Consider the following 20036-nt stretch of genomic DNA (forward strand, 5'->3'; position numbering starts at 1 on the left):
GGGGGATTTGCATGGGGATAGCGGAATTAAATAGTCAAAAATCTGGTTTATTAAGTAGTATAAGTCATCAACAAGGGCAATTGGCTGAATTACAAATGAAACTAAGAAGGCTAATAACTGCTAAAGGGAAATTTGTAAATAATCTTGAAGCAATTAAACAAAATCAAGAGCAGTTTAAGTCTTTAGAAATAAACGAGAGTAGTTGGAAAGGGCAAAGAGCAACTACTTTTAAAGAAACGTATGAACAACAAGTCATTTCGAATTTAGGGAGATTTATTGGAGAACTAGGGAGAGTGCAAGAAGACATCGATCAAGCTATACGGCGGCTTGAAAGAGAAATCGCTACATGTGAGTCTAGTATTCTTTCTCTAAGTAGAAGTGTTTCAATGGTTGACGCTAGTATTCAAGTAGAAGTACAGAAGGCGGGGAAATGATAAATGGGGGAAATTAAATTAAATAAAGGGGTATTTGACGCGAAAGTAAGTGATTTGAAAAGTGGGGCTAGTGATTTAGGTAAGACTAAATTTAATGGTATGCAGTTACATCGTACGAACTTGACTAGGCTGATTCAATATTGTGAAGCAATTGAACAGTTATCTCAAAAGGTGCAGCGATACGAACAGATATTAGAAAATGACTTAAATAAAATACAAAAAACTGGGGAGGAAATAGTCGAAAAAGACGAACAACTTGAGAAGCAATTAAGAATGATAGATTCAAATTATCATGCAAAATAGGGAGGGAGAAACGTGGATAAAAATATAGAGTTACAAGAAGTAAAAGAACTTCAGAGTAGATTTCAAGCAAGTGCCACTGAGTTGAATCAACAGTTTGAATCATTATTAGGAAAGATAGCGGATTTTAGTGAGATTAATTCATTTCAAGGTGCTGCTGCTGATGGAATTAAAGGCCATTTATCTAGAGTTCATGGAAGTGTTATTTCAGGTTGTATGGTCGCAGCAGAAAGCTTAAGTATGCAATTTGAAAAAGCATTAGAAGATTTTAATAGTTCTGTTGATAGTGATGCAGATACGAAGATTTATGGGAGTTATTTAGATAATGTAAAGCAAAAAATTAATGGGTATAGTAACAGTTTTAATCAATCGAATGAGTTAGCCCAACAGACTATCAGTTCAATTAATGATATTGTTCCGATCCATTATCCCTCATCATCAGGAATTTCTGAAGGGGTTGAAAAAAGTCAAAAAGAAATCAGTGATACGTTAGAAAAACTAGAGGCTTACAATAGTCAACAAAACGATCTTCAAAATTTTGATGACATGTTACGCGGATTAGATGGTGCTATGAGACAAATACAAGAGACTGAAGGGAACTTTTCTAGTGATACAACCGAAAAACTTCTGTCTGAAGGAACCTTCGCATCTATAGTTGGAGTAGCTAAAATGATTGCGGGATATACGGGTAAAGCGAAAAAAGGAGTAGTCGGATTATTTTCTGGTTATTTACGCCTTGTTTACATGAAAAAAAATTTGGGATTTGGTGTTGATTTTGATGTTAATGCTCGAAAAGGAAAAGGGGCATATGTATTTAAAACTTTAAACGATGCCGATATTGTAGCGGCTTCCAAACTTTTAGCTACAGATGCAAATGAAGATGCTATTTTTAAATTTATTTTTAAAGATAAATTTAAAGTCAAGTACAACAACGAAACAAGAAATGTAATAAAACAAGCAAAAAAAGATATTTATAAATTGCCTGAATTTAAAGCGGGTGAAGATTTTATGATGACTCGGAAGGAAGAAGGTTTTTTAAAAGCATTTAAAAATAAATGGACAGATTCATTTGGGACCGAATTTCAAAAGAGCATTGACGAATTCAATTTTAAGAAATGGCCAGAGACATTTAAAAAACTCAAAGGTACTGGGACGCTCTTCAAAAGTGTGGCAATTATGGGAACGGGGTTGACAGTTGTAGATAATATTATACAGTCACAAGATGATGGATTTCAGCTACAGGATGTAAGAGATGTTGCATTAGATACAGGTGTGGACTTAGCATATGCAGCGGGAGCAGCAGCAACTGGAGCAGCGATTGGGACTGCGTTAGGACCACTTGGTACCTTGGCAGGAGGAGCGGTAGGCGCAGTGGCTGGTGTTCTAATCTCAGTAGGCTTAAACACAAAATCTGATAGATTGGGAGGCGAAAGTGTAGTTAGCGGAACAAAGAAATTAGTAAAATGGGCGGTAAATATGAACGATAATTTAAAGTCTGGAAATTATAAAGAATTTACGAAAGAGAATGTAACAGTTATAAAAAAATTGAAGTCAATATTTTGGTGATGAATATAAAATTTGAAAGTAGGATAAGTGAATGTGGAACATAAAAGAAGAAGATTTAGACTTTTTCAAAGTTACAAATAAAAACCGATTAAGTCCTGATGGTGTAATGGCATTTTTAGTTGGAGTCTTTGTATATGGTTCATTACCGATGTTTTTTATTATTTTGGGTTTTTTACAACTTGGTTGGGAGGCTTATCCAAAATCTTTTGAACGAATAATTGTTTCTGTAGAGTTAGCATTATATATTCTGCAAATCCTTTTTTTGATAATCTATTCATTTCCGAAATTAAGATTTAAATTACAAAAGTTACAAGCCGTTGTAATTGTTTTTAACTCGTTTCAGGTTGCAACGGTAGGTTATGCGTATGTATTAATTGAAGCAATATTTGGATATTCTTGTGAAAATCTAACAGTATTTTATGTAGGTCTATTATTATTAGGAGCGATAATTACTCATATTGTAATAACAATCCATACTTTTAAAAAAGCAAAATATGGAGGCTATAAGTTAAAAGGGGAGTCAGCCTCATTTTTTACTAATACAAAACTTTGGATGTTAATTGGAATGTTTATTTATATAGTTGTCCTTTTGATATTAATCTTTGCAAGTATTCATTTTGCGCTAAAGCCAATGGTGTTCTATTTTTTACAAACAATAATATTATATGTATTTGCCGTTGCATCAGCAGAATTCGTCCTATTGGTGTATTGTCGCTTTAAATTCCCATCTTTTAATATTACGTGGGAACAACATGAAAAGGAACGCCAAGAATTTATAGCAAATAGAAAAAGAATCAGAGAAAAAGAACAAAAGAAAAATAAAAATTGAAATGAGATTTGTAAATGATAGTCATAAACTGTTTTTTTTATGTGCGTGGAAGAATCTATTTGTGAAGAAATAAATAAATCACTGTATAAGGGGTAGGGATTATGAAAGTTCAGTATAAAGCATTATCGCTTTTAAATTTAATAAGCATCACTCAAATAGTAAAAAAAGATGATTGGTTGTTACCAGCTATCGCACTTAGAAATCAAGTAGTTCATAACGATATATACCCAATAGGACCTGTTCTTTTTACGTATTCACCATTAGAGAATGAACCGGAATATGGTGAATATATGTATTGTGTCCCAGTGAATGGAAGGGTAAATATGGAAGAGGATTCACCTTATGAGTATATTGATGCAATTCTTATTGAAGAAGCACTTTGTGTTAGATTCTCAGATGAAGATGGTGATATTGAAGACGCTTATCGTGTTTTAAATGAATCTGCTGAACAGAATCATATGAAATTAGATAGTAGCTTTTATCACGTATGTTTAGATGTATATGGTGATATGTGGTTGGATATTTATGCTCCTATTATTGAAGTAGGTGAATTAGTGCGATGATAGTTGAGGAACAAAGCATTGCTTATACAAATGTTGTATCGAGAGAATATTTTTTTCACTATACTGATATGGAAAAAGTAATAGAAGATTTATTGACAGAAATTGCGCAAGCGAATTTAACGGCCAAAGGTCCAATGTTTTATGCGCTGAAAAATGTACCATCAGATGGAGATATGTTTATTGAATTATTTATGCCAGTATATGAGAGTAGTATTCCTAAATCAGAAACAATGAAGTTTCGAAGTTATTACTATGTTGATAACATGCTAATGAAAAGATATGCAGGAGATTTTGAAACATTAACAGAGTATGCATATGCTGAGATTCTTCAGTATATGGAAGATAATGAACTTGATATGATCTCACCTATTTACCATATTTTTAGTGGTGATGAAGAGTTACAGTATGTTGAAATAAAAATTGCAGTAGATACACAATAATAATTTAGTACACTTTTAGTAATAAAGATATGAAAAGTAAAACCCTAATTTTAGTTTTGTTTTATAGAAGTATATAAAGGTATTCTTGAATTAAGAGTTCTAATTGTTGTTTTTAGTAGTAAGGGGCCTACATATGTGGTTATTTTCAAAAGAAAAACCTTTGTACTTTCAGTAAGAGTGTGGGGATAAAACTGGGGGATTAATTGAACAGAAAATATTGGATAAAGTATCGGTGGATGATTGCATAATAGCTGTTGAAATGCTTGATATATTGTTTATATACCTAAATTTGCAGAAGAACTTGCAATGATTTTATATATTAGTAATAAAGAATTATCCCGAACGGTTGCTATGTTTGTTGGTACATTTGAAATTTTTGTACAAGTTTCAAACACAACAAAAGTTATTATCCAATGTATTCCGGTAGATGAGGAAATGGAAGAATAAGTATTTTTGGATATGAAAGTGATTGGTTTTAAATATAAGAAAAAATCCACTGACGAAGAGAAAGAAGAAATAGCAGAGTGGATGCTGGAATATAAAAAGATGTGTAAAAAAAATAGCAGAGCACTATGAAATAGCTTAAAAAGAATCATTATTATAATGTAAGAATATCTGAGATTAATAGAACCTTCTCTTTTCATCAAAATGAGAAGGTTTTTATTTTTAATCTACATGATTTAAGTGAATGTAGTTAAGGGTGGGACAATTGGATGTGGAATATAAAAGAAGAAGATTTAGATGAATTTAAAATAACATGTAGAAATCGTTTAAGCCCTGAAGGAGCTATGTTGTTTATGTTTGGTGGAATGCTTTATAGTTCGTTATTGATGCTTTTTATTTTTGGAGCACTAATTAGATTTGGCTGGGATTACTATCCGACTCTTTTTGACACAGTAATAGTCAGAATGGAATTGTTGTTATATAGCCTACAAGTAATCTTTTTTATTATATATCTGATCCCTAAGGTACGTTTTAAATTTCAAAAGCTCCAGACATTGGTGATATTATTATATGCGTTTCAGTTAGGTACTATAGGTCTTACGGCGTTTGTTCTTCCAGGGATGAGTAATTATTCTATTAATTTTATTACGCTTATTTATGTAGGTTTACTAGTATTAGGAGCAATACTTGTTCATGGTGTAACAACATTTGATACTTTTAAACAAGCAAGTAAAGGTGCGTTTAGTATGGGAGAAAGATCTACTTCATTTTTTAATAAGGCAAAGAAAAATGTAATGTTTGGTGTGGTAATTTATGTACTAATTCTTCTCGTTTTAATTTATATACAAAATAATTACTCATTGAGCATAATGTTTGGTTACTTTATATTTACGTTCATCATGTACGCGATAGCCATAGGTGCAGCAGAGTTCCAATTATTAGCCTATTGTAGATTTAAATTTCCATCATTTTATATTTCGTGGGAGGAACATGAAAGAGAACGTCAGAAAAGACTAAAGGTGTATGAAGAGAAGGAAAAGAAGAAAACTAAAGAAAAAAAATAAGTTTTGCGTCGAAATGAGGAAAGATGAATGCTTAAAATAAAGGAAGAAGATTTAGGTTTTTTCAAAATTGTAAATAAAAATCGCTTAAGTCCGGATTATATAAGAATCTTTTATGGGGGAGTTTTTGTATATACTTCTATACCCATGCTCATCATGTTTTTAGGTGTTTTGCTGAACGGTGATAAGATTTCTTTAACACCATTTGAAATATTTTTGGTACGATCTGAGGTAAAGTTATACATTTTGGAGTTGATTTTTTTAATAATTTTCATGTCTTCAAAGGTTGCTTTTAAATTACAGAAACTCCAAGCCATCGTGACTTTATTTTATTCTTTTCAATTAGCAACATTACCATTTATCGTTATGATGGTTGAAGGAATGTTTGATTTTCCAAGTAATAATAAAACGTTAGTTTATATTGGTTTAATAATGTTAGGGGCGCTTTGTACTCACATTGTAGCAACGATCGATGTTTTTAGAAAAGCAAAGTATGGAGGATATAAATTAGAAGGACCGGCCATCTCATTTTTTACTGACACGAAATTATATTTTTTTATTGGAATAACAATCAGTGTAATAGTTCTACTTGTATTAATTTTTTTAAACCTTAATTATACATTTGATGAAATGGCAATTTATGTGACACAAACAATAATATTATATATATTCGCTGTAGTATCAGCAGAATTCGTCCTATTGGTGTATTGTCGCTTTAAATTTCCATCATTTAATATTACGTGGGAACAACATGAAAAGGAACGTCAAGAATTTATAGCAAATAGAAAAAGAATAAGAGAGAAAGAACAAAAGCGAAACAAAAACTGAAATGAAAGCTGTAAATGATACTCGTAAACTTATATTGAAGATAGAATGAATACATTATTCATAAATTAACTAGCAAAGGGAGGAATGTAAGATCTTGAATAAAGATTCTAAAGCCGTAAAAAAAGAAAAAGGTTTTTTTGAAGGTGTAATAGCACCTATTATTGTTGGGATTATGTTTATTTTTTTAATCTTATATAAAATAGCAGAGTTTCTGGGGAAGTGGCTCATTATTTTGTCAATACCGAGCTATATTGTTACTATGTTTATTTTTTTATACCAGAAAGAATATGGAGGGGGATTGGTTTGTGGAATAGGCTTAATACTAATGCTATCGCTGTATTTTGTGTTTGTTAAAAAAAGTAAAAAAGGCTAGTTTAATATGAAATATCAAAACATTTATTTATTCCTAGTTTGTTTACAAATATAGAGTTATTACATGATTTTAGAAAAGATGGTGTAATTATATGTGGAATATAAAAGAAGAAGATTTAAATGAATTTAAAAGTACTTGCAAGAATCGCTTAAGTCCCGATTGGGCTACAGGGTTTATGTTTGGAACGATGTTTTTTATTTCATTAATAATGTTTTTTCTTATTGTAGGGTTAATAAGGTTTGGTTGGAGTTATTACCCGACTCTCTTTGATAAAATAATTGTTAGTCTTGAGTTAGTGCTTTATAGTCTTCAAGTAATTTTTTTAATTATTTATTTGTTTCCTAAGATGCCATTTAAATTTCAGAAACTACAAACACTTGTGGTACTGTTATATGCGTTTCAGCTAGGTACTATTACATTTACAATGTTGATAATCCCGGGGATGTCAAATTATTCAATTGATCAAATTACATTAATGTATGTTGGATTATTATTTTTAGGTGCAGTCATTTTACATGTTTTAGCGACTATTGATACTTTTAGACAGGCAAGTAAAGGGGCATTTAATACGGGAGAAGAATCCTCTTCATTTTTTAGTAAAACAAAGAGGATTGCAATTAAGTGTGCTCTAATTTATGTGTTAACTCTTCTCATTTTAATTTATGTGCATAATGATTATACACTAAATATTTTAGGTTTGTATGCGGGAGGGACTCTAATCATGTACGCGGTAGCCATAGGTGCAGCAGAGTTCCAATTATTAGCCTATTGTAGATTTAAATTTCCATCATTTTATATTTCGTGGGAGGAACATGAAAGGGAACGTCAGAAAAGACTAAAGCTTTATGAAGAGAAGGAAAAAAAGAAAACTAAAGAAATAAAATAAGTTTTGCGCCGAAATGAGGAAAGATGGATGCTCAAAATAAAAGAAGAAGATTTAGTATTTTTCGAAATTGCAAATAAAAATTGATTAAGTCCGGATTATATAAGAATCTTTTATGGGGGAGTTCTTGCATATACTTCTATACACATGCTTATTATGTTTTTAGATTTTTTGTTGAACGGTGACAAGATTTCTCTAACTCCTTTTGAAAAGATAGTTGTACAAACTGAGGTTAAGTTGTATGTTGATGTATTTTGTGTTTGTTAAACAAAGTAAAAAAGGCTAGTTTAATATGAAATGCCAAAAACATTTATTTACTCTCAGTTTGTCTACAAAAATAGAGTTATTACATGATTTTAGAAAAGATGGTGTAATTATATGTGGAATATAAAAGAAAAAGATTTAGATGAATTTAAAATAACATGTAGAAATCGCTTAAGCCCAGAAGACTCTGTGGGGTTTATGTTTGGAGGAATACTTTATAGTTCAATAGCTGTTTTTTCTATTATTGTATCAGGTGATTGGGATTACTGTATGGTCCTCCTTAATATAGGAATTGTTAAGCTGGAAGTGTTGTTATATGCTCTGCAAGTAATTTTTTTCATTCTATATTTATTTCCAAAAGCTCAGTTTAAATTTCAAAAGCTACAAACAATTGTTGTATTATTAAATGCATTTCAAATGGCAATAATATTACTCGTAGTTTTGATTGGTACTAAAATGGCTAATAATTCAATTGATCAGATTACATTACTGTATGCAGGATTATTATTTTTAGGAGCAGTAATTTTTCATATTTTGACAACAATTGATACGTTTAAACAGGCAAGTGAAGGTGCATTTAGTATGGATGAAAGATCCGCTTCCTTTTTTAGTAAAGCAAAAGGAACTATGATGAAAGTTGCTTCAATATACGCATTAATCCTTCTTATTTTGCTATATTTTCATAACGATTATGGATTTGATACTTTAGGTATGTATGTAGTAGGGACCTTTTTAATGTATACGATAGCCATTGGAGCTGCTGAATTTCAGCTATTAGCATATTGCAGATTTAAATTTCCAGCATTTAATAAAACGTGGGAGCAACATAAAAGAGAAACTCCAAGATATCAAAAGAAAAATAAAAAAGGTAAATCGAAACGTAAGGCATAAAGAAAGTGCGTATTGTAAGTTTTGATGATAGAAAAGTAATTATTTACAGGAGAGTATTTTAACTTCTAAAAGAAAATTTAATTATGTAAGGTGATTAAAGTGATTAGAAGGTTATCTGATCGAAAATGGAGAGTGGGTAGTGTGATGATGAAATGAACAAAAAAAGTGTTTCTAAAATAATTCCGATCATAATAGCAATCAGCCTACTACAAGCATGTAGTTTTTTTGAAGAAAAGATAGAGTATGAGCCATTTGTTAAGGCATTGGATGAAGGTGACATGAAAAAGGTTATGTCTGCGAGTGATGATGGATATGCTTTTGTGGGACAAAGAGGTATATATAGTACATATGAACAAAAAGAAGATGGAGAGCACAGTAAAACAATCTATCAAACTTCGAAAGGCATATATAATACGAAAGATAAAAGTTTATATGGAAATACAACACAAGAAATTACCTCGGAAGTAGATAATAAAAATTATAAAGAAGAAGTTAATTATAGTACAAATATTAGTTATGAGAATGGACAGGTACAAAGTACGGATTCAAGTCTGGATGTTTCATACGTGAACCTAATTGTAGATCGTTTAAAAGTGATAGGGAAACTAAAGATGAAGCCAGGAGGTGATATAAAAAAGTTTGATCAGCCTAGTACTGTTGGATATAAACTAACTGAATTAGAGTTTCAGAGTGTTATTAATGATAAGTTGAAAATACAATATGATGAATATGGTGGTGGATCAATCGCATTGCATATTGATTCTAAAAATGGTTCAAAGCAGATATTGGAAGTAAGTATTGTAATAAATTATAAGAAGCGAAATGATGAAGGTAAGTTAGTAGAATATATATCACAAATACATACATCTTTTGATAGTCACCAAGGTAATAATCAGGATGCGAGACAGGAATATATTGATTTTAAAGCACAGTATAATAAGAAGCAGTAATATTAAGAAGGGCATTTGCACGTAAAGATAATAGCGACATAAGTGTGATAAATGTTTCATAAATATTTCTATTTGTCGTGGAAAGAATTTGAGAATAAACAGGTAGCCCCAATTGCTGGAGTAGATGCAACAATTGGGGCTACCCGTTTATATTTAGTTTGAATGCATAACATTTTTTAGTTAGAGTCATCGCTTCGCAAGTAGTTTTTTCATCTTCATAATAACGGTGTGAAGTTTTTGTATAATCTGCTTGTATTGCTAAGTTACAACTATTTCCGCTTATAAAGTACCTCTTATTATCGATACATCGTCCACATCCCAATGTCTTTAAATCCTAGTCGTTTATAAATTCGTCCAGCAACTGGATTGTTATAAAATAAACAAAGTGTTCGGCCTTCTTTCGCAAAGTCTTGAATCATTTTTTGTAATAGGAGTGAAGCATATCCATTTCCCCGATAATTCGGGTGTGTACATACACCAACTACCATAGCAGATAATGAATTTTCAGCGGAAGTAGAGGCGGATGCGATGATTGTGCCGTCTTTTTCAATATAATATGTACGTCCTGTATTTGTTTCAATAGATTGTCGTAAAATTTTTTCTGATTCATTAGCAGTTGGAAATTCATCGATGCTACTTCTTAATTGCATAATTCGACCTACATCATTTATTGATGCAAGTTTAATCGTCTCATGAATAGGCGTGTCAGGTAAGTTGTTGCCATTTAGACATTCACAAAAATACATATCACTTTTGACACCTAGTTGAATAGCAGGAGAAGTTTCAAATTTTTCTACGATAGTTGACTTGCCAGATAGTTTAAGCGGCTTATACGCTGAAAGAAGTGCCTCATAGTCAGTTACTACAAACTCTTCTTTACTATATGGTATAAATGAATCGTGAAAGCGAAGTAAAATTGATTGTAATGTTCCATTCTCTTTAAATACTCCCCATAGTTCTTGAAAATCTGTATCATAACCGAAAGCTTCAATATCTCCAATAATAAATAAGTTAAGGGCTGCTTCTTCTTTTAGGTAAGCGAATACTTGTTTATGATCTTCCTTTGTTAATTTTCGCATCATAACGAATTGACCTCTTTTTTTATTTTTCTAAATATTACAACTTAAGTTTTTTGAAATCAACATAAAATTTTATGTTTAGTTCACCAACTTTCGGAAAAACTAGGAAAGATATGACAAAGGAGGTTATGAACGGTGGATCATCCAATTCAAGGATTAATGAAAGCGGCAATGGAAAATTTAAAAGAAATGGTCGATGTGAATACGATTGTTGGGGAGCCTGTTCAAACGGCTGACGGTGGTGTGGTGTTAACGGTTTCTAAAGTAGCGTTCGGGTTTGGAGCAGGAGGTTCTGATTTCCAAACGAATGATGGACAAAGAGCGAACGGTAACCCTGCATTTGGTGGCGGTAGCGCGGGTGGTGTTTCTATTACACCAGTAGCATTTCTTGTGGTGAATAAAGATGGAGTAAATATTCTACATCTACAAAATGCGACACATTTAGCAGAAAAAATGATTGAATTAGCTCCACAAACAATTGATAAGATTCAATCGATGTTCCAAAAAGATGAAAAGAAAGAGGGAAATCATCATCCTCAAAACCCAGATGAAATCCTTTAAAAACGCCTGCTCACGAGCAGGTGTTTTTTCTTGTAATCACTATGTAATAAAACACATGAAATTGTAAATAGTTTTTGAATTTTTTTCTATGTTTCTAAAATTTTTCATGTTAAAATATGCTATAGAATTGAAACATATAAAACGAAGGTGGCTAGGTGCTTTGTCTGGAGGATCTGACCAAGTAAAGAATATGATATATATTAATGGTAATCGTCGGGGTCATTGTTTTATTACATCAGGAATTACGTTTAAAGAGTTTGCAAGTAACATCCCTTCACCGCTTCATCAAGTGTTGCTTTTGAAGCACAACTTTGAATGGACAGATTTTCACTATCATACTTTATTTGAATATGTTGAGGAAGAAAATATACATAAGTTAATTCAAGCAGAGATTGATGAATTTGATGAATTTTGTTGGGTAGATTTTGATGATGCAAGCGATTTAGATGAACTAGAGCCAAAAGAAATTGCAGAGCTTTTATATTTGGCTCACAAAAAAGAACCACTTGCAAGAACATTCTTTCCGCTATTGAAAAATAGATTTGTTTATTTTTCACATGATGACGGATGGTACAACAAAGTGTATTATCGTAGAATTGCTGACTTTGTAGGAATGTTAAGTAAAGTCATTCCTTATAAACTCGGTGCTTTCGGTAAGAAACGTTTTTCTTTGTTCCAAAAATCAAAAATTTTCCCAGCAATTTCGAAAGAATTGATCATGGGGCTTATTCCATTAATGGAAGATGGTCTTTATATTGATCTAGCAGGGAAAATTGAGTCAAGAAGGGGTCTTGAAATTCCGGTATATGTAGTTGGTTCGTATGAAAGTACGGATGAGGTACTAGATAATATCGATGAATTGAAAGAAGAAGCAACAGAGACAGGTTGGCTCATTTTTGATAAGAAAGAACAAGAATGGCAATGGGTTGTGGACTAAGAAAACTTGGCGCATGAAGTCAAGTTTTCTTGTCATTTGAAAGGAGTACAAATGAAGAAATATTATACAATTGTGGGTATTGTAAGTATTATTCTCGTGGCGATTTTACTTATTACTTGTCCGAAAGAATCAGATTTTAAAGTGTATGTAGAGGATAAGTATGCATTGAAATGTGATGAGAGTAGTTTTGAATGCACACAAAATGTAGATGGTAAAAAAGAAAAATTAAAATTTGAAAGTACAGATGCACGAAATGGTGTATTCTTTATGACTGTAAAGCAAACATTTAAAACAGAAGCTGATGTTACGAAAGAATATAGCGGAGTAGGAATGTTTGGTACATTTCTTTTTGTTTCAGAGAAGACTTTCTAGTAATAGAAGGTCTTTTTCTTATGCTTATGTTCATATAGATGAAGTAAGACAAGCATAGGAGGGGTAGTAATGAAGAAAACATGTATCGTTTGCGGTGGTGAGGAGTTTTTTTCCTCCACTTTGTATGCACGTACGAAACAAGATTGGGCATATGCACAAAATATGTATCGATTTGAAAAGGTGTTTATTGAGCATCGGGATGAAGAGAATTATCCAGTGTTTCAAGAAATTACAGCGAAACATTGCTGTGGATGCGGTCATATTATGTTGTATCACGAATGAACACACCAAGTATAACTTGGTGTGTTTTTTTTAAAACGCTGACAAAGCAAGCGGATAGAGTAAAGTAAATAAAACAGAAAAACTTCCAAAACCAATTGCAGTATATCCAAGTGTTCTTGCTCCGAAATTGACAGCTAATAAGCCGACTAAAATCGCAAGAGAGCCGAGTGTAACCGGATAAAATGCAATTGAGAAAAGCGAAAGAAATAAAGCGACATAGCCTACCATTGCACCAGTATTTGTACCTTCTATTTCATTTGCAATTTCTTTACGCTTATGTCTAATCGGAATGCCAGCTGGTGATATTTCAGCTGCATACTCTTCGTTTTTTTCACCACTTTTAAAATGATGATTTCTCTTTCTTCGCATGTACATCCCTCTCTTTCAATTGGGTGTACCTATAGTATCTTACATAAAGAGAAGAACATGAGTATGAGTTAAACCCAAGTAAAGCAAAAATTGGAGAATAAAGATTCCATTATTAGCTTATACATCTCCTAATGAAGATAAACAGGAATTTTGGAAAATGATGTAGAATGAAATGAGTGATAAAACGTGAAGGCAGGGGAATGTATGACGAAATTTAATTGGCATGAATCAGCAGAGAAAAAATGGGATAGTAGTGCAGAATTTTGGACTCAGAATAGTCAGGAGATGTGGGATAGCGGGAGTAGAAGTACAATTATTCCATTTTTTGAACAGTATGTGAAGAAAGAAGCTCGGGTGCTTGATGTTGGTTGTGGGGATGGATACGGTACATATAAATTAAGTCGCGCGGGCTATAAAGCAGTTGGAGTAGATTTATCAGAAGTAATGATTCAAAAAGGGAAGGAGCGCGGAGAAGGACCGAATTTATCTTTTATAAAAGGAGATCTTTCTTCCTTACCATTTGAAAATGAGCAATTTGAATCAATTATGGCAATTAACTCTTTAGAATGGACCGAGGAGCCATTACGAGCATTAAATGAGATAAAGCGCGTTTTAAAAAGCGATGGGTATGCATGTATTGCAATTTTAGGACCGACAGCAAAGCCTCGAGAGAACAGTTATCCTCGTTTATACGGCAAAGACGTTGTTTGTAATACGATGATGCCGTGGGAATTTGAACAGTTAGCGAAAGAACAAGGTTTTGAAGTTGTAGATGGCATCGGTGTATATAAGCGCGGAGTAAATGAGAAGATGCTAGGTCAACTACCTATCGAGTTACAACAATCGTTAACCTTCTTATGGGTATTTATGCTGAAAAACGCATAAAGAAATGAAAGAATTTTTAGGAGGTAAATAAGTGCAGAAAATACAAAAAACTGATACAATATCATCAGAACCAATTAAAGGGGGACTAGGGTATATGACAACTACTACAACAGTTAAATCCGACATTGAAATCGCACAAGAAGCGAGTATGAAGAAGATTCAAGAAATTGCAGCTGAATTAAATATTTTAGAAGATGAATTAGAGCCATACGGGCATTATAAAGGTAAGTTATCTCTTGACATTTTTAAGCGCTTACAGAACGAGAAAGACGGTAAAGTTGTTTTAGTAACAGCGATTAACCCAACTCCAGCTGGAGAAGGTAAATCAACAGTAACAGTTGGTTTAGGTCAAGCTTTTAATAAAATTGGTAAGAAAACAGTAATTGCACTTCGCGAACCATCTCTTGGACCAACGATGGGACTAAAAGGCGGAGCAGCAGGTGGTGGTTTTTCACAGGTAGTACCTATGGAAGACATTAACCTTCACTTTACTGGAGATATCCATGCGATCACAACTGCTAATAACGCGTTAGCAGCGTTTATTGATAATCATATCCAACAAGGAAACACACTTGGAATTGATACACGTAAAATCGTTTGGAAACGCTGTGTTGACTTAAATGATCGTGCCCTTCGTAACGTAGTAATTGGTCTTGGTGGACCAGTTCAAGGTGTACCACGTGAAGACGGTTTTGATATTACAGTAGCATCTGAAATTATGGCGGTATTCTGCCTTGCAACAGATATTCAAGATTTAAAAGCGCGTCTATCTCGCATCGTAGTTGCTTATAACTTTGCAAATCAACCTGTAACGGTTAAAGATTTAGGTGTAGAAGGTGCGTTAACATTATTATTAAAAGATGCATTAAAACCAAACTTAGTACAAACGTTAGAAAATACACCAGCTATCATTCACGGCGGACCATTTGCGAATATCGCTCACGGTTGTAACAGTGTTATCGCTACAACAATGGCAGCAAAATTAGGTGATTATGTTATTACAGAAGCTGGATTCGGTGCTGATTTAGGTGCAGAGAAGTTTTTAGATATTAAAGCTCGTGCAGCTGGCATTAAACCAGAAGCAGTTGTTATTGTTGCGACTATTCGTGCGCTTAAAATGCATGGTGGCGTAGCAAAAGATCAATTAAAAGAAGAAAATGTAGACGCATTAGCAAAAGGTATGGAAAACTTACAGAAGCATGTTGAAACAATTCAAAGCTTCGGTGTGCCTTTCGTAATTGCAATTAATAAATTCATTACAGATACAGATGCAGAAGTTGCATACTTACAAGAGTGGTGCAATGAGCGTGGCTATGCAGTATCCTTAACGGAAGTTTGGGAGAAGGGTGGCCAAGGCGGAGTTGACCTTGCTGAGAAAGTGTTAAAAGAAATTGAAAAAGGTGAGAACAACTACGCACCACTTTATGAATTAGAATTACCATTAGAAGAAAAAATTCGTACAATTGCTCAAAAAGTGTACGGTGCAAAAGACATTGAATTTGCTCCGAAAGCACGTAAGCAATTAGCTCAATATGAAGGAGAAGGTTGGAGTAACCTACCAATTTGTATGGCGAAAACACAATACTCTCTTTCTGACGATGCAACAAAATTAGGTCGTCCATCAGACTTTATCGTTACAATTCGTGAGCTGAAACCATCAATTGGTGCAGGATTTATCGTTGCGTTAACAGGAACAATGTTAACAATGCCAGGCCTTCCAAAACAGCCAGCAGCACTACAAATGGACGTAAATGAAGATGGAAAAGCAGTAGGTTTATTCTAAAAGGTTGTAATTCATCTCGTTTATCTGTAAACTATATATACATCAAGTGGCGCCTTTCCATCGAAAGGCGCCTGTTTTTTGGAGGAAATTATGTTTGATCCAACTGCTTTTGATAATTTAAAAGTAATCGTGGAAGGTGCTGTATATGATTTTGATTTACATGGAGATATTCTTGTAACAGATCGAAAAGATATGATGGACCTTGCCTCATTAAGTCGTATATACAATATTTCATTTCAATTAACAGAGCCGTTCGAACAGTTAGTAGAAGCAACATTTTCACTATCTGTAGATGCAAAGAACTTATCTGGTGAAATATTGGAAGTACCACAATTTACACCAGGTTGTGAAATGAAGTTAGCATTTTCATTCCCGATAGAAAAGCCAGAGGTAATGTGCGAAGAAATTGAAACTTTCATGCATTCTATATGGGGAAAAGAAAGAATGATTACGCAAAAACTTTCATACGAATATAATAAGCAAGCGATTTCATATCATAATAAGGTAGAGGTTCTATTTCAAAAAGCGATTACAGAAGACCATGTTGATGATTTAATAGCTGTTATTTCACACATGATAGAAACGGTGCGAACAATACAACATTTTCTTCAAAAATAGAGATAAAGGAGAAAAACAAATGATAAAAGATATGCAACCATTTTTACAACAAGCTTGGGAGAAGGCTGGTTTTAAAGAATTAACTGAAATTCAAAAACAAGCGATTCCAACTATTTTAGAAGGACAAGACGTTATAGCTGAATCTCCAACTGGAACAGGAAAAACATTAGCGTACTTATTACCCCTTTTACATAAAATTAATCCTGAAGTAAAACAACCACAAGTTGTTGTTTTAGCGCCAACACGTGAGCTTGTTATGCAAATTCACGAAGAGGTTCAAAAGTTTACAGCAGGGACTGAAATTTCAGGGGCATCTTTAATTGGTGGTGCAGATATTAAGCGCCAAGTTGAAAAATTAAAGAAACACCCGAGAGTAATTGTCGGTTCACCAGGACGTATTTTAGAATTAATTCGAATGAAAAAGCTAAAGATGCATGAAGTAAAAACAATTGTATTTGATGAGTTTGATCAAATTGTAAAACAAAAGATGATGGGCGCAGTACAAGATGTAATTAAATCAACGATGCGCGACCGTCAATTAGTATTCTTCTCAGCGACAATTACCAAAGCTGCAGAAGACGCGGCACGTGATTTAGCAGTTGAACCACAGGTGGTACGTGTAACACGTGCAGAGTCAAAAAGCTTAGTTGAGCATACGTATATCATTTGTGAGCGACGCGAAAAAAATGATTATGTAAGAAGAATTATGCATATGGGCGATGTAAAAGCAGTTGCTTTCTTAAACGACCCATTCCGTTTAGATGAAATTACTCAGAAATTGCAGTTCCGTAAAATGAAAGCAGCAGCTCTTCATGCAGAAGCAGGTAAGCAAGAGCGTGAAGCAACGATGCGTGCTTTCCGCGGCGGGAAATTAGAAATTCTACTTGCTACTGATATTGCAGCACGCGGTATTGATATTGATGATTTAACACACGTAATTCACTTAGAATTACCAGACACAGTAGACCAATACATTCACCGCTCAGGACGTACAGGACGTATGGGTAAAGAAGGAACAGTCGTTTCTCTTGTAACACAACAAGAAGAGCGTAAATTACTTCAATTTGCAAAAAAACTAGGCATCGTATTTACGAAGCAAGAAATGTTCAACGGATCGTTTGTAGAAACGAAACCGAAAGCACCAAAGAAAAAGAAACCAGCGTTTACTGGGAAGAAAAAGCCTAGATAAAGAATGGGAAAGACGTAACTATTTGTAGTTACGTCTTTTTTATCTGCAATTGAATAATACAAGGAGGTTTATTAATGGTTATTAAAATGTATCTAGCATCAGTTTTTAAATCAACATATGTACAAGGAAGTAATATAAAGAGAGTCGAATATTAAACTGATACGAAATAATAAAAAGAAGGTACATATATGAATAGGAAATTAGGGATGTTTTTAAATACGAAACATATTGAAGTAAACGAAGGAATAAAAAAGGCGAGAGAATGGAATTTAGAATGTATTCAATTGTATGCTATGAATAAGAACTTCAACTTAGCTAATATTCCAATGGTAGAATGGACTACTTTAAAGAAAGGTTTATCTTTTAATGGAATAAAGGTTCCGTCATTAGCAATTAACTTTGGAGAAAATGGAATTATAGGCACGGAAGTTGACGGTGCAATAGATCAGTTTAAATATATTGCTGACAGAGGTTTGGAGCTAGGAGCAAAGATAATAACAGCTCATATCGGGGGAATTCCAGATGATGAAAAAAGTGCGTACTATGATAAAATGGAACGGGTTTGTTATGAGGTAGGGAATTTAGCATTCAAATTTGGAGGAGTCTTCGCTATTGAGACAGGCTCTGAAAAAGCAACAGTGTTAAAACGATTTTTAGAAAATATAAACTCAAAAGGACTAGCTGTTAACTTTGACCCAGCAAATTTAATAAGTGATGTAAATGAAAATCCGGTAGAAGCTTTATTACTATTAAAAGATTATATAATACAAACTCATATTAAAGATTGTAAAGAAGTAAAAAATAAAAATTCAAGTAAGTATATAGAAGTCGCAGCAGGAAATGGTGAAGTAGATTTCGATATATTCTTCAAGGTATTAGATGAAATTGGATTCGACGGATATAATATGATTGAAAGAAATGATTATTTTGACGAGCTGGATGGGATGAGTCAGTCGATAAATTTTGCAAAGAAGTACATATCAACTCAAAAGGAATAACGATAGCACCTGTAGAAAGCTACATAGAATATAAAAAACATTAGGAGGAATACAAATGATTCATAAAGTCGGACAAATTATGTTATATGTAAACAATCAAGATGAGGCAGTCAATTTTTGGACGGAAAAGGTAGGATTTCATGTAGTAGCAGAGGAAGATAACAAGCAAGGAATGAGATGGATTGAAATCGCTCCGAAAAGCGGTGCAGAAACGAGCATTATATTACATAATAAAGAAGTGATTTCTAAGATGAGCCCAGAATTAAATCTTGGTACACCATCTTTAATGTTCTTCTCAGAAAATCTTGATCAATTATATACAGATTTAAAAAATAAAAATGTTACTGTTGGCGAAATGGTAACTATGCCTTCTGGTAAAGTATTTAACTTTGCTGATAGTGAAGGGAATTATTTTGCGGTTATGGAAAAGAACAAATAATAATATCACTATGTGAAAATCCCCCTCAAATATATTGAGGGGGATTTTCACATGTTTGAAGGCGATTTTTCATTAGAGAGTTGATTAATATAAAATACGCCTTTTTCAATAGCTGTCTCAATATAACCAACGATTTGATTAAACGTAAACACTTGTAAGTCTTCATGCAAATGTTGCTCTGGATACAACATATCTTCAAAAAGATACTTTCGAAAAGCTAATACGTTTTCTTTAGAAACCTCTTCAATATCCATAATGTGAACCTCTTGATTGAGAAGAGAGAAGAGTTGTTGTTCTTTATCGTAATGATGAAGCAATTTTGCATTTAACAATTTAAAATCGTTATAGTACATAGGTGCGATAGTTTCGTCATTTTCTATTCTATTTTTTAGCCAAGGGAGAAAAAAGCCACTTAGCCAAATATCATCGGCAATGAGATGGGTGTAATAGCCTAAGAGAAAAGGGGAATCCATTTGAGCATTATATTTTTGAAAAAAAGAATTGAAATCTATCCTTCTCGTATAGTTTTTCGTTGTGCCAGCGTAAAAGTGTGAAGCGCCTTTTTCTTCTGCTGAATGAACAGCATCAGGGGCTACACCTCCAAGTATGAAAGAAGTTTTATCTTGAATAGATAATTTTTCGGCAATCCTGTTAGCGATAATAGCATGCATAATTCGTGATCCCATGAATGACACCTC

26 protein-coding genes and 1 pseudogene are annotated in these 20036 nt (G+C 33.2%); 24 read left to right on the forward strand and 3 right to left on the reverse strand.

The genetic code is table 11. The features are described 5' to 3' along the window. Positions 1-11 precede the first annotated feature (11 nt). From MR115_RS13850 to MR115_RS13915, 14 genes and pseudogenes are all read left to right on the forward strand, one after another. Positions 12-434 (forward strand): YwqH-like family protein, encoded by a 423-nt coding sequence (locus MR115_RS13850; protein WP_242241680.1) that lies wholly within the window; start codon positions 12-14, stop codon positions 432-434. Positions 435-437: 3 nt separating this feature from the next. Next, positions 438-737 carry a TIGR04197 family type VII secretion effector gene (locus tag MR115_RS13855; RefSeq protein ID WP_242241681.1) on the forward strand — a complete coding sequence of 100 codons (300 nt, stop codon included), beginning with the start codon at positions 438-440 and terminating at the stop codon, positions 735-737. Between the two features lie 12 nt (positions 738-749). Further along, the gene (locus tag MR115_RS13860; RefSeq protein ID WP_242241682.1) at positions 750-2300 is read left to right on the forward strand and encodes a T7SS effector LXG polymorphic toxin; all 1551 of its coding nucleotides are present in this window, start codon (positions 750-752) and stop codon (positions 2298-2300) included. A gap of 31 nt (positions 2301-2331) precedes the next feature. Next, on the forward strand, positions 2332-3129 hold the full coding sequence (locus tag MR115_RS13865; RefSeq protein WP_242241683.1) for a hypothetical protein: 798 nt from the start codon (positions 2332-2334) through the stop codon (positions 3127-3129). Positions 3130-3230: 101 nt separating this feature from the next. Next, on the forward strand, positions 3231-3692 hold the full coding sequence (locus MR115_RS13870; protein WP_242241684.1) for a DUF5085 family protein: 462 nt from the start codon (positions 3231-3233) through the stop codon (positions 3690-3692). Next, positions 3689-4132, forward strand: a complete 444-nt coding sequence (locus MR115_RS13875) for a DUF5085 family protein (protein ID WP_242241685.1) — start codon at positions 3689-3691, stop codon at positions 4130-4132. The genes MR115_RS13870 and MR115_RS13875 overlap by 4 nt, the downstream gene beginning before the upstream one ends. A 306-nt stretch (positions 4133-4438) precedes the next feature. After that, positions 4439-4579, forward strand: a complete 141-nt coding sequence (locus MR115_RS13880; protein WP_238601968.1) for a hypothetical protein — start codon at positions 4439-4441, stop codon at positions 4577-4579. Between the two features lie 266 nt (positions 4580-4845). After that, on the forward strand, positions 4846-5640 hold the full coding sequence (locus tag MR115_RS13885) for a hypothetical protein (RefSeq protein ID WP_242241686.1): 795 nt from the start codon (positions 4846-4848) through the stop codon (positions 5638-5640). A 27-nt stretch (positions 5641-5667) separates the two neighbouring features. Continuing rightward, entirely contained in the window at positions 5668-6465 is a 798-nt protein-coding gene (locus MR115_RS13890; protein WP_242241687.1) for a hypothetical protein, read from the forward strand. Positions 6466-6559: 94 nt separating this feature from the next. Continuing rightward, a complete protein-coding gene (locus MR115_RS13895; protein ID WP_242241688.1) occupies positions 6560-6838 on the forward strand; it encodes a hypothetical protein in 279 nt (92 codons plus the stop codon). Positions 6839-6929: 91 nt separating this feature from the next. After that, positions 6930-7724 carry a hypothetical protein gene (locus MR115_RS13900; RefSeq protein ID WP_242241689.1) on the forward strand — a complete coding sequence of 265 codons (795 nt, stop codon included), beginning with the start codon at positions 6930-6932 and terminating at the stop codon, positions 7722-7724. 27 nt (positions 7725-7751) lie between these two features. Next, positions 7752-7967, forward strand: a pseudogene (locus MR115_RS13905) (hypothetical protein); the annotation flags it as partial. Between the two features lie 132 nt (positions 7968-8099). After that, on the forward strand, positions 8100-8876 hold the full coding sequence (locus tag MR115_RS13910) for a hypothetical protein (protein ID WP_242241690.1): 777 nt from the start codon (positions 8100-8102) through the stop codon (positions 8874-8876). A gap of 176 nt (positions 8877-9052) precedes the next feature. Continuing rightward, positions 9053-9826, forward strand: a complete 774-nt coding sequence (locus MR115_RS13915) for a DUF3952 domain-containing protein (RefSeq protein ID WP_242241762.1) — start codon at positions 9053-9055, stop codon at positions 9824-9826. Positions 9827-10122: 296 nt separating this feature from the next. Here MR115_RS13915 and MR115_RS13920 read toward each other — a convergent pair whose 3' ends face one another. Then, on the reverse strand, positions 10123-10908 hold the full coding sequence (locus MR115_RS13920) for a GNAT family N-acetyltransferase (protein WP_063261707.1): 786 nt from the start codon (positions 10906-10908) through the stop codon (positions 10123-10125). Between the two features lie 132 nt (positions 10909-11040). Here MR115_RS13920 and ytfJ point away from each other — a divergent pair, with 132 nt between their 5' ends. From ytfJ to MR115_RS13940, 4 genes are all read left to right on the forward strand, one after another. Beyond that, positions 11041-11466, forward strand: coding sequence for a GerW family sporulation protein (ytfJ, locus tag MR115_RS13925; protein WP_000349987.1), 426 nt, complete (start codon positions 11041-11043; stop codon positions 11464-11466). Between the two features lie 160 nt (positions 11467-11626). Further along, the gene (locus MR115_RS13930; RefSeq protein WP_061678612.1) at positions 11627-12403 is read left to right on the forward strand and encodes a hypothetical protein; all 777 of its coding nucleotides are present in this window, start codon (positions 11627-11629) and stop codon (positions 12401-12403) included. A gap of 51 nt (positions 12404-12454) precedes the next feature. Further along, on the forward strand, positions 12455-12775 hold the full coding sequence (locus tag MR115_RS13935) for a hypothetical protein (protein ID WP_061678611.1): 321 nt from the start codon (positions 12455-12457) through the stop codon (positions 12773-12775). Between the two features lie 69 nt (positions 12776-12844). After that, the gene (locus MR115_RS13940; RefSeq protein WP_151630658.1) at positions 12845-13057 is read left to right on the forward strand and encodes a hypothetical protein; all 213 of its coding nucleotides are present in this window, start codon (positions 12845-12847) and stop codon (positions 13055-13057) included. A gap of 30 nt (positions 13058-13087) precedes the next feature. On the opposite strand, the gene MR115_RS13945 is transcribed toward MR115_RS13940, so the two are convergent. Next, positions 13088-13426, reverse strand: coding sequence for a hypothetical protein (locus MR115_RS13945; protein WP_001253201.1), 339 nt, complete (start codon positions 13424-13426; stop codon positions 13088-13090). A 204-nt stretch (positions 13427-13630) separates the two neighbouring features. Between MR115_RS13945 and MR115_RS13950 the strand changes: the two genes are divergently transcribed. The 6 genes from MR115_RS13950 to MR115_RS13975 all read left to right on the forward strand — a co-directional run bounded on the left by MR115_RS13950 (position 13631) and on the right by MR115_RS13975 (position 19338). After that, positions 13631-14311: a class I SAM-dependent methyltransferase gene (locus MR115_RS13950; protein ID WP_242241691.1), complete on the forward strand. Its 681-nt coding sequence runs from the start codon at positions 13631-13633 to the stop codon at positions 14309-14311. A 94-nt stretch (positions 14312-14405) separates the two neighbouring features. Next, entirely contained in the window at positions 14406-16094 is a 1689-nt protein-coding gene (locus MR115_RS13955; RefSeq protein ID WP_012644371.1) for a formate--tetrahydrofolate ligase, read from the forward strand. 90 nt (positions 16095-16184) lie between these two features. Continuing rightward, positions 16185-16712: a hypothetical protein gene (locus MR115_RS13960; protein WP_063261704.1), complete on the forward strand. Its 528-nt coding sequence runs from the start codon at positions 16185-16187 to the stop codon at positions 16710-16712. A gap of 19 nt (positions 16713-16731) precedes the next feature. Continuing rightward, complete coding sequence (locus MR115_RS13965) at positions 16732-17901, forward strand: DEAD/DEAH box helicase (protein ID WP_061678608.1); 1170 nt, start codon at positions 16732-16734, stop codon at positions 17899-17901. Between the two features lie 188 nt (positions 17902-18089). Continuing rightward, entirely contained in the window at positions 18090-18899 is an 810-nt protein-coding gene (locus MR115_RS13970) for a sugar phosphate isomerase/epimerase family protein (protein ID WP_242241692.1), read from the forward strand. A gap of 55 nt (positions 18900-18954) precedes the next feature. Beyond that, on the forward strand, positions 18955-19338 hold the full coding sequence (locus MR115_RS13975) for a VOC family protein (protein ID WP_000581463.1): 384 nt from the start codon (positions 18955-18957) through the stop codon (positions 19336-19338). 47 nt (positions 19339-19385) lie between these two features. Here the strand turns inward: MR115_RS13975 and MR115_RS13980 are convergent, their stop codons facing one another. Continuing rightward, positions 19386-20024 (reverse strand): zinc dependent phospholipase C family protein, encoded by a 639-nt coding sequence (locus MR115_RS13980; protein WP_242241693.1) that lies wholly within the window; start codon positions 20022-20024, stop codon positions 19386-19388. Positions 20025-20036: the final 12 nt, after the last annotated feature.

It is taken from the genome of Bacillus cereus group sp. BfR-BA-01309 (genome assembly GCF_022664315.1).
GTDB lineage: Bacteria > Bacillota > Bacilli > Bacillales > Bacillaceae_G > Bacillus_A > Bacillus_A mobilis.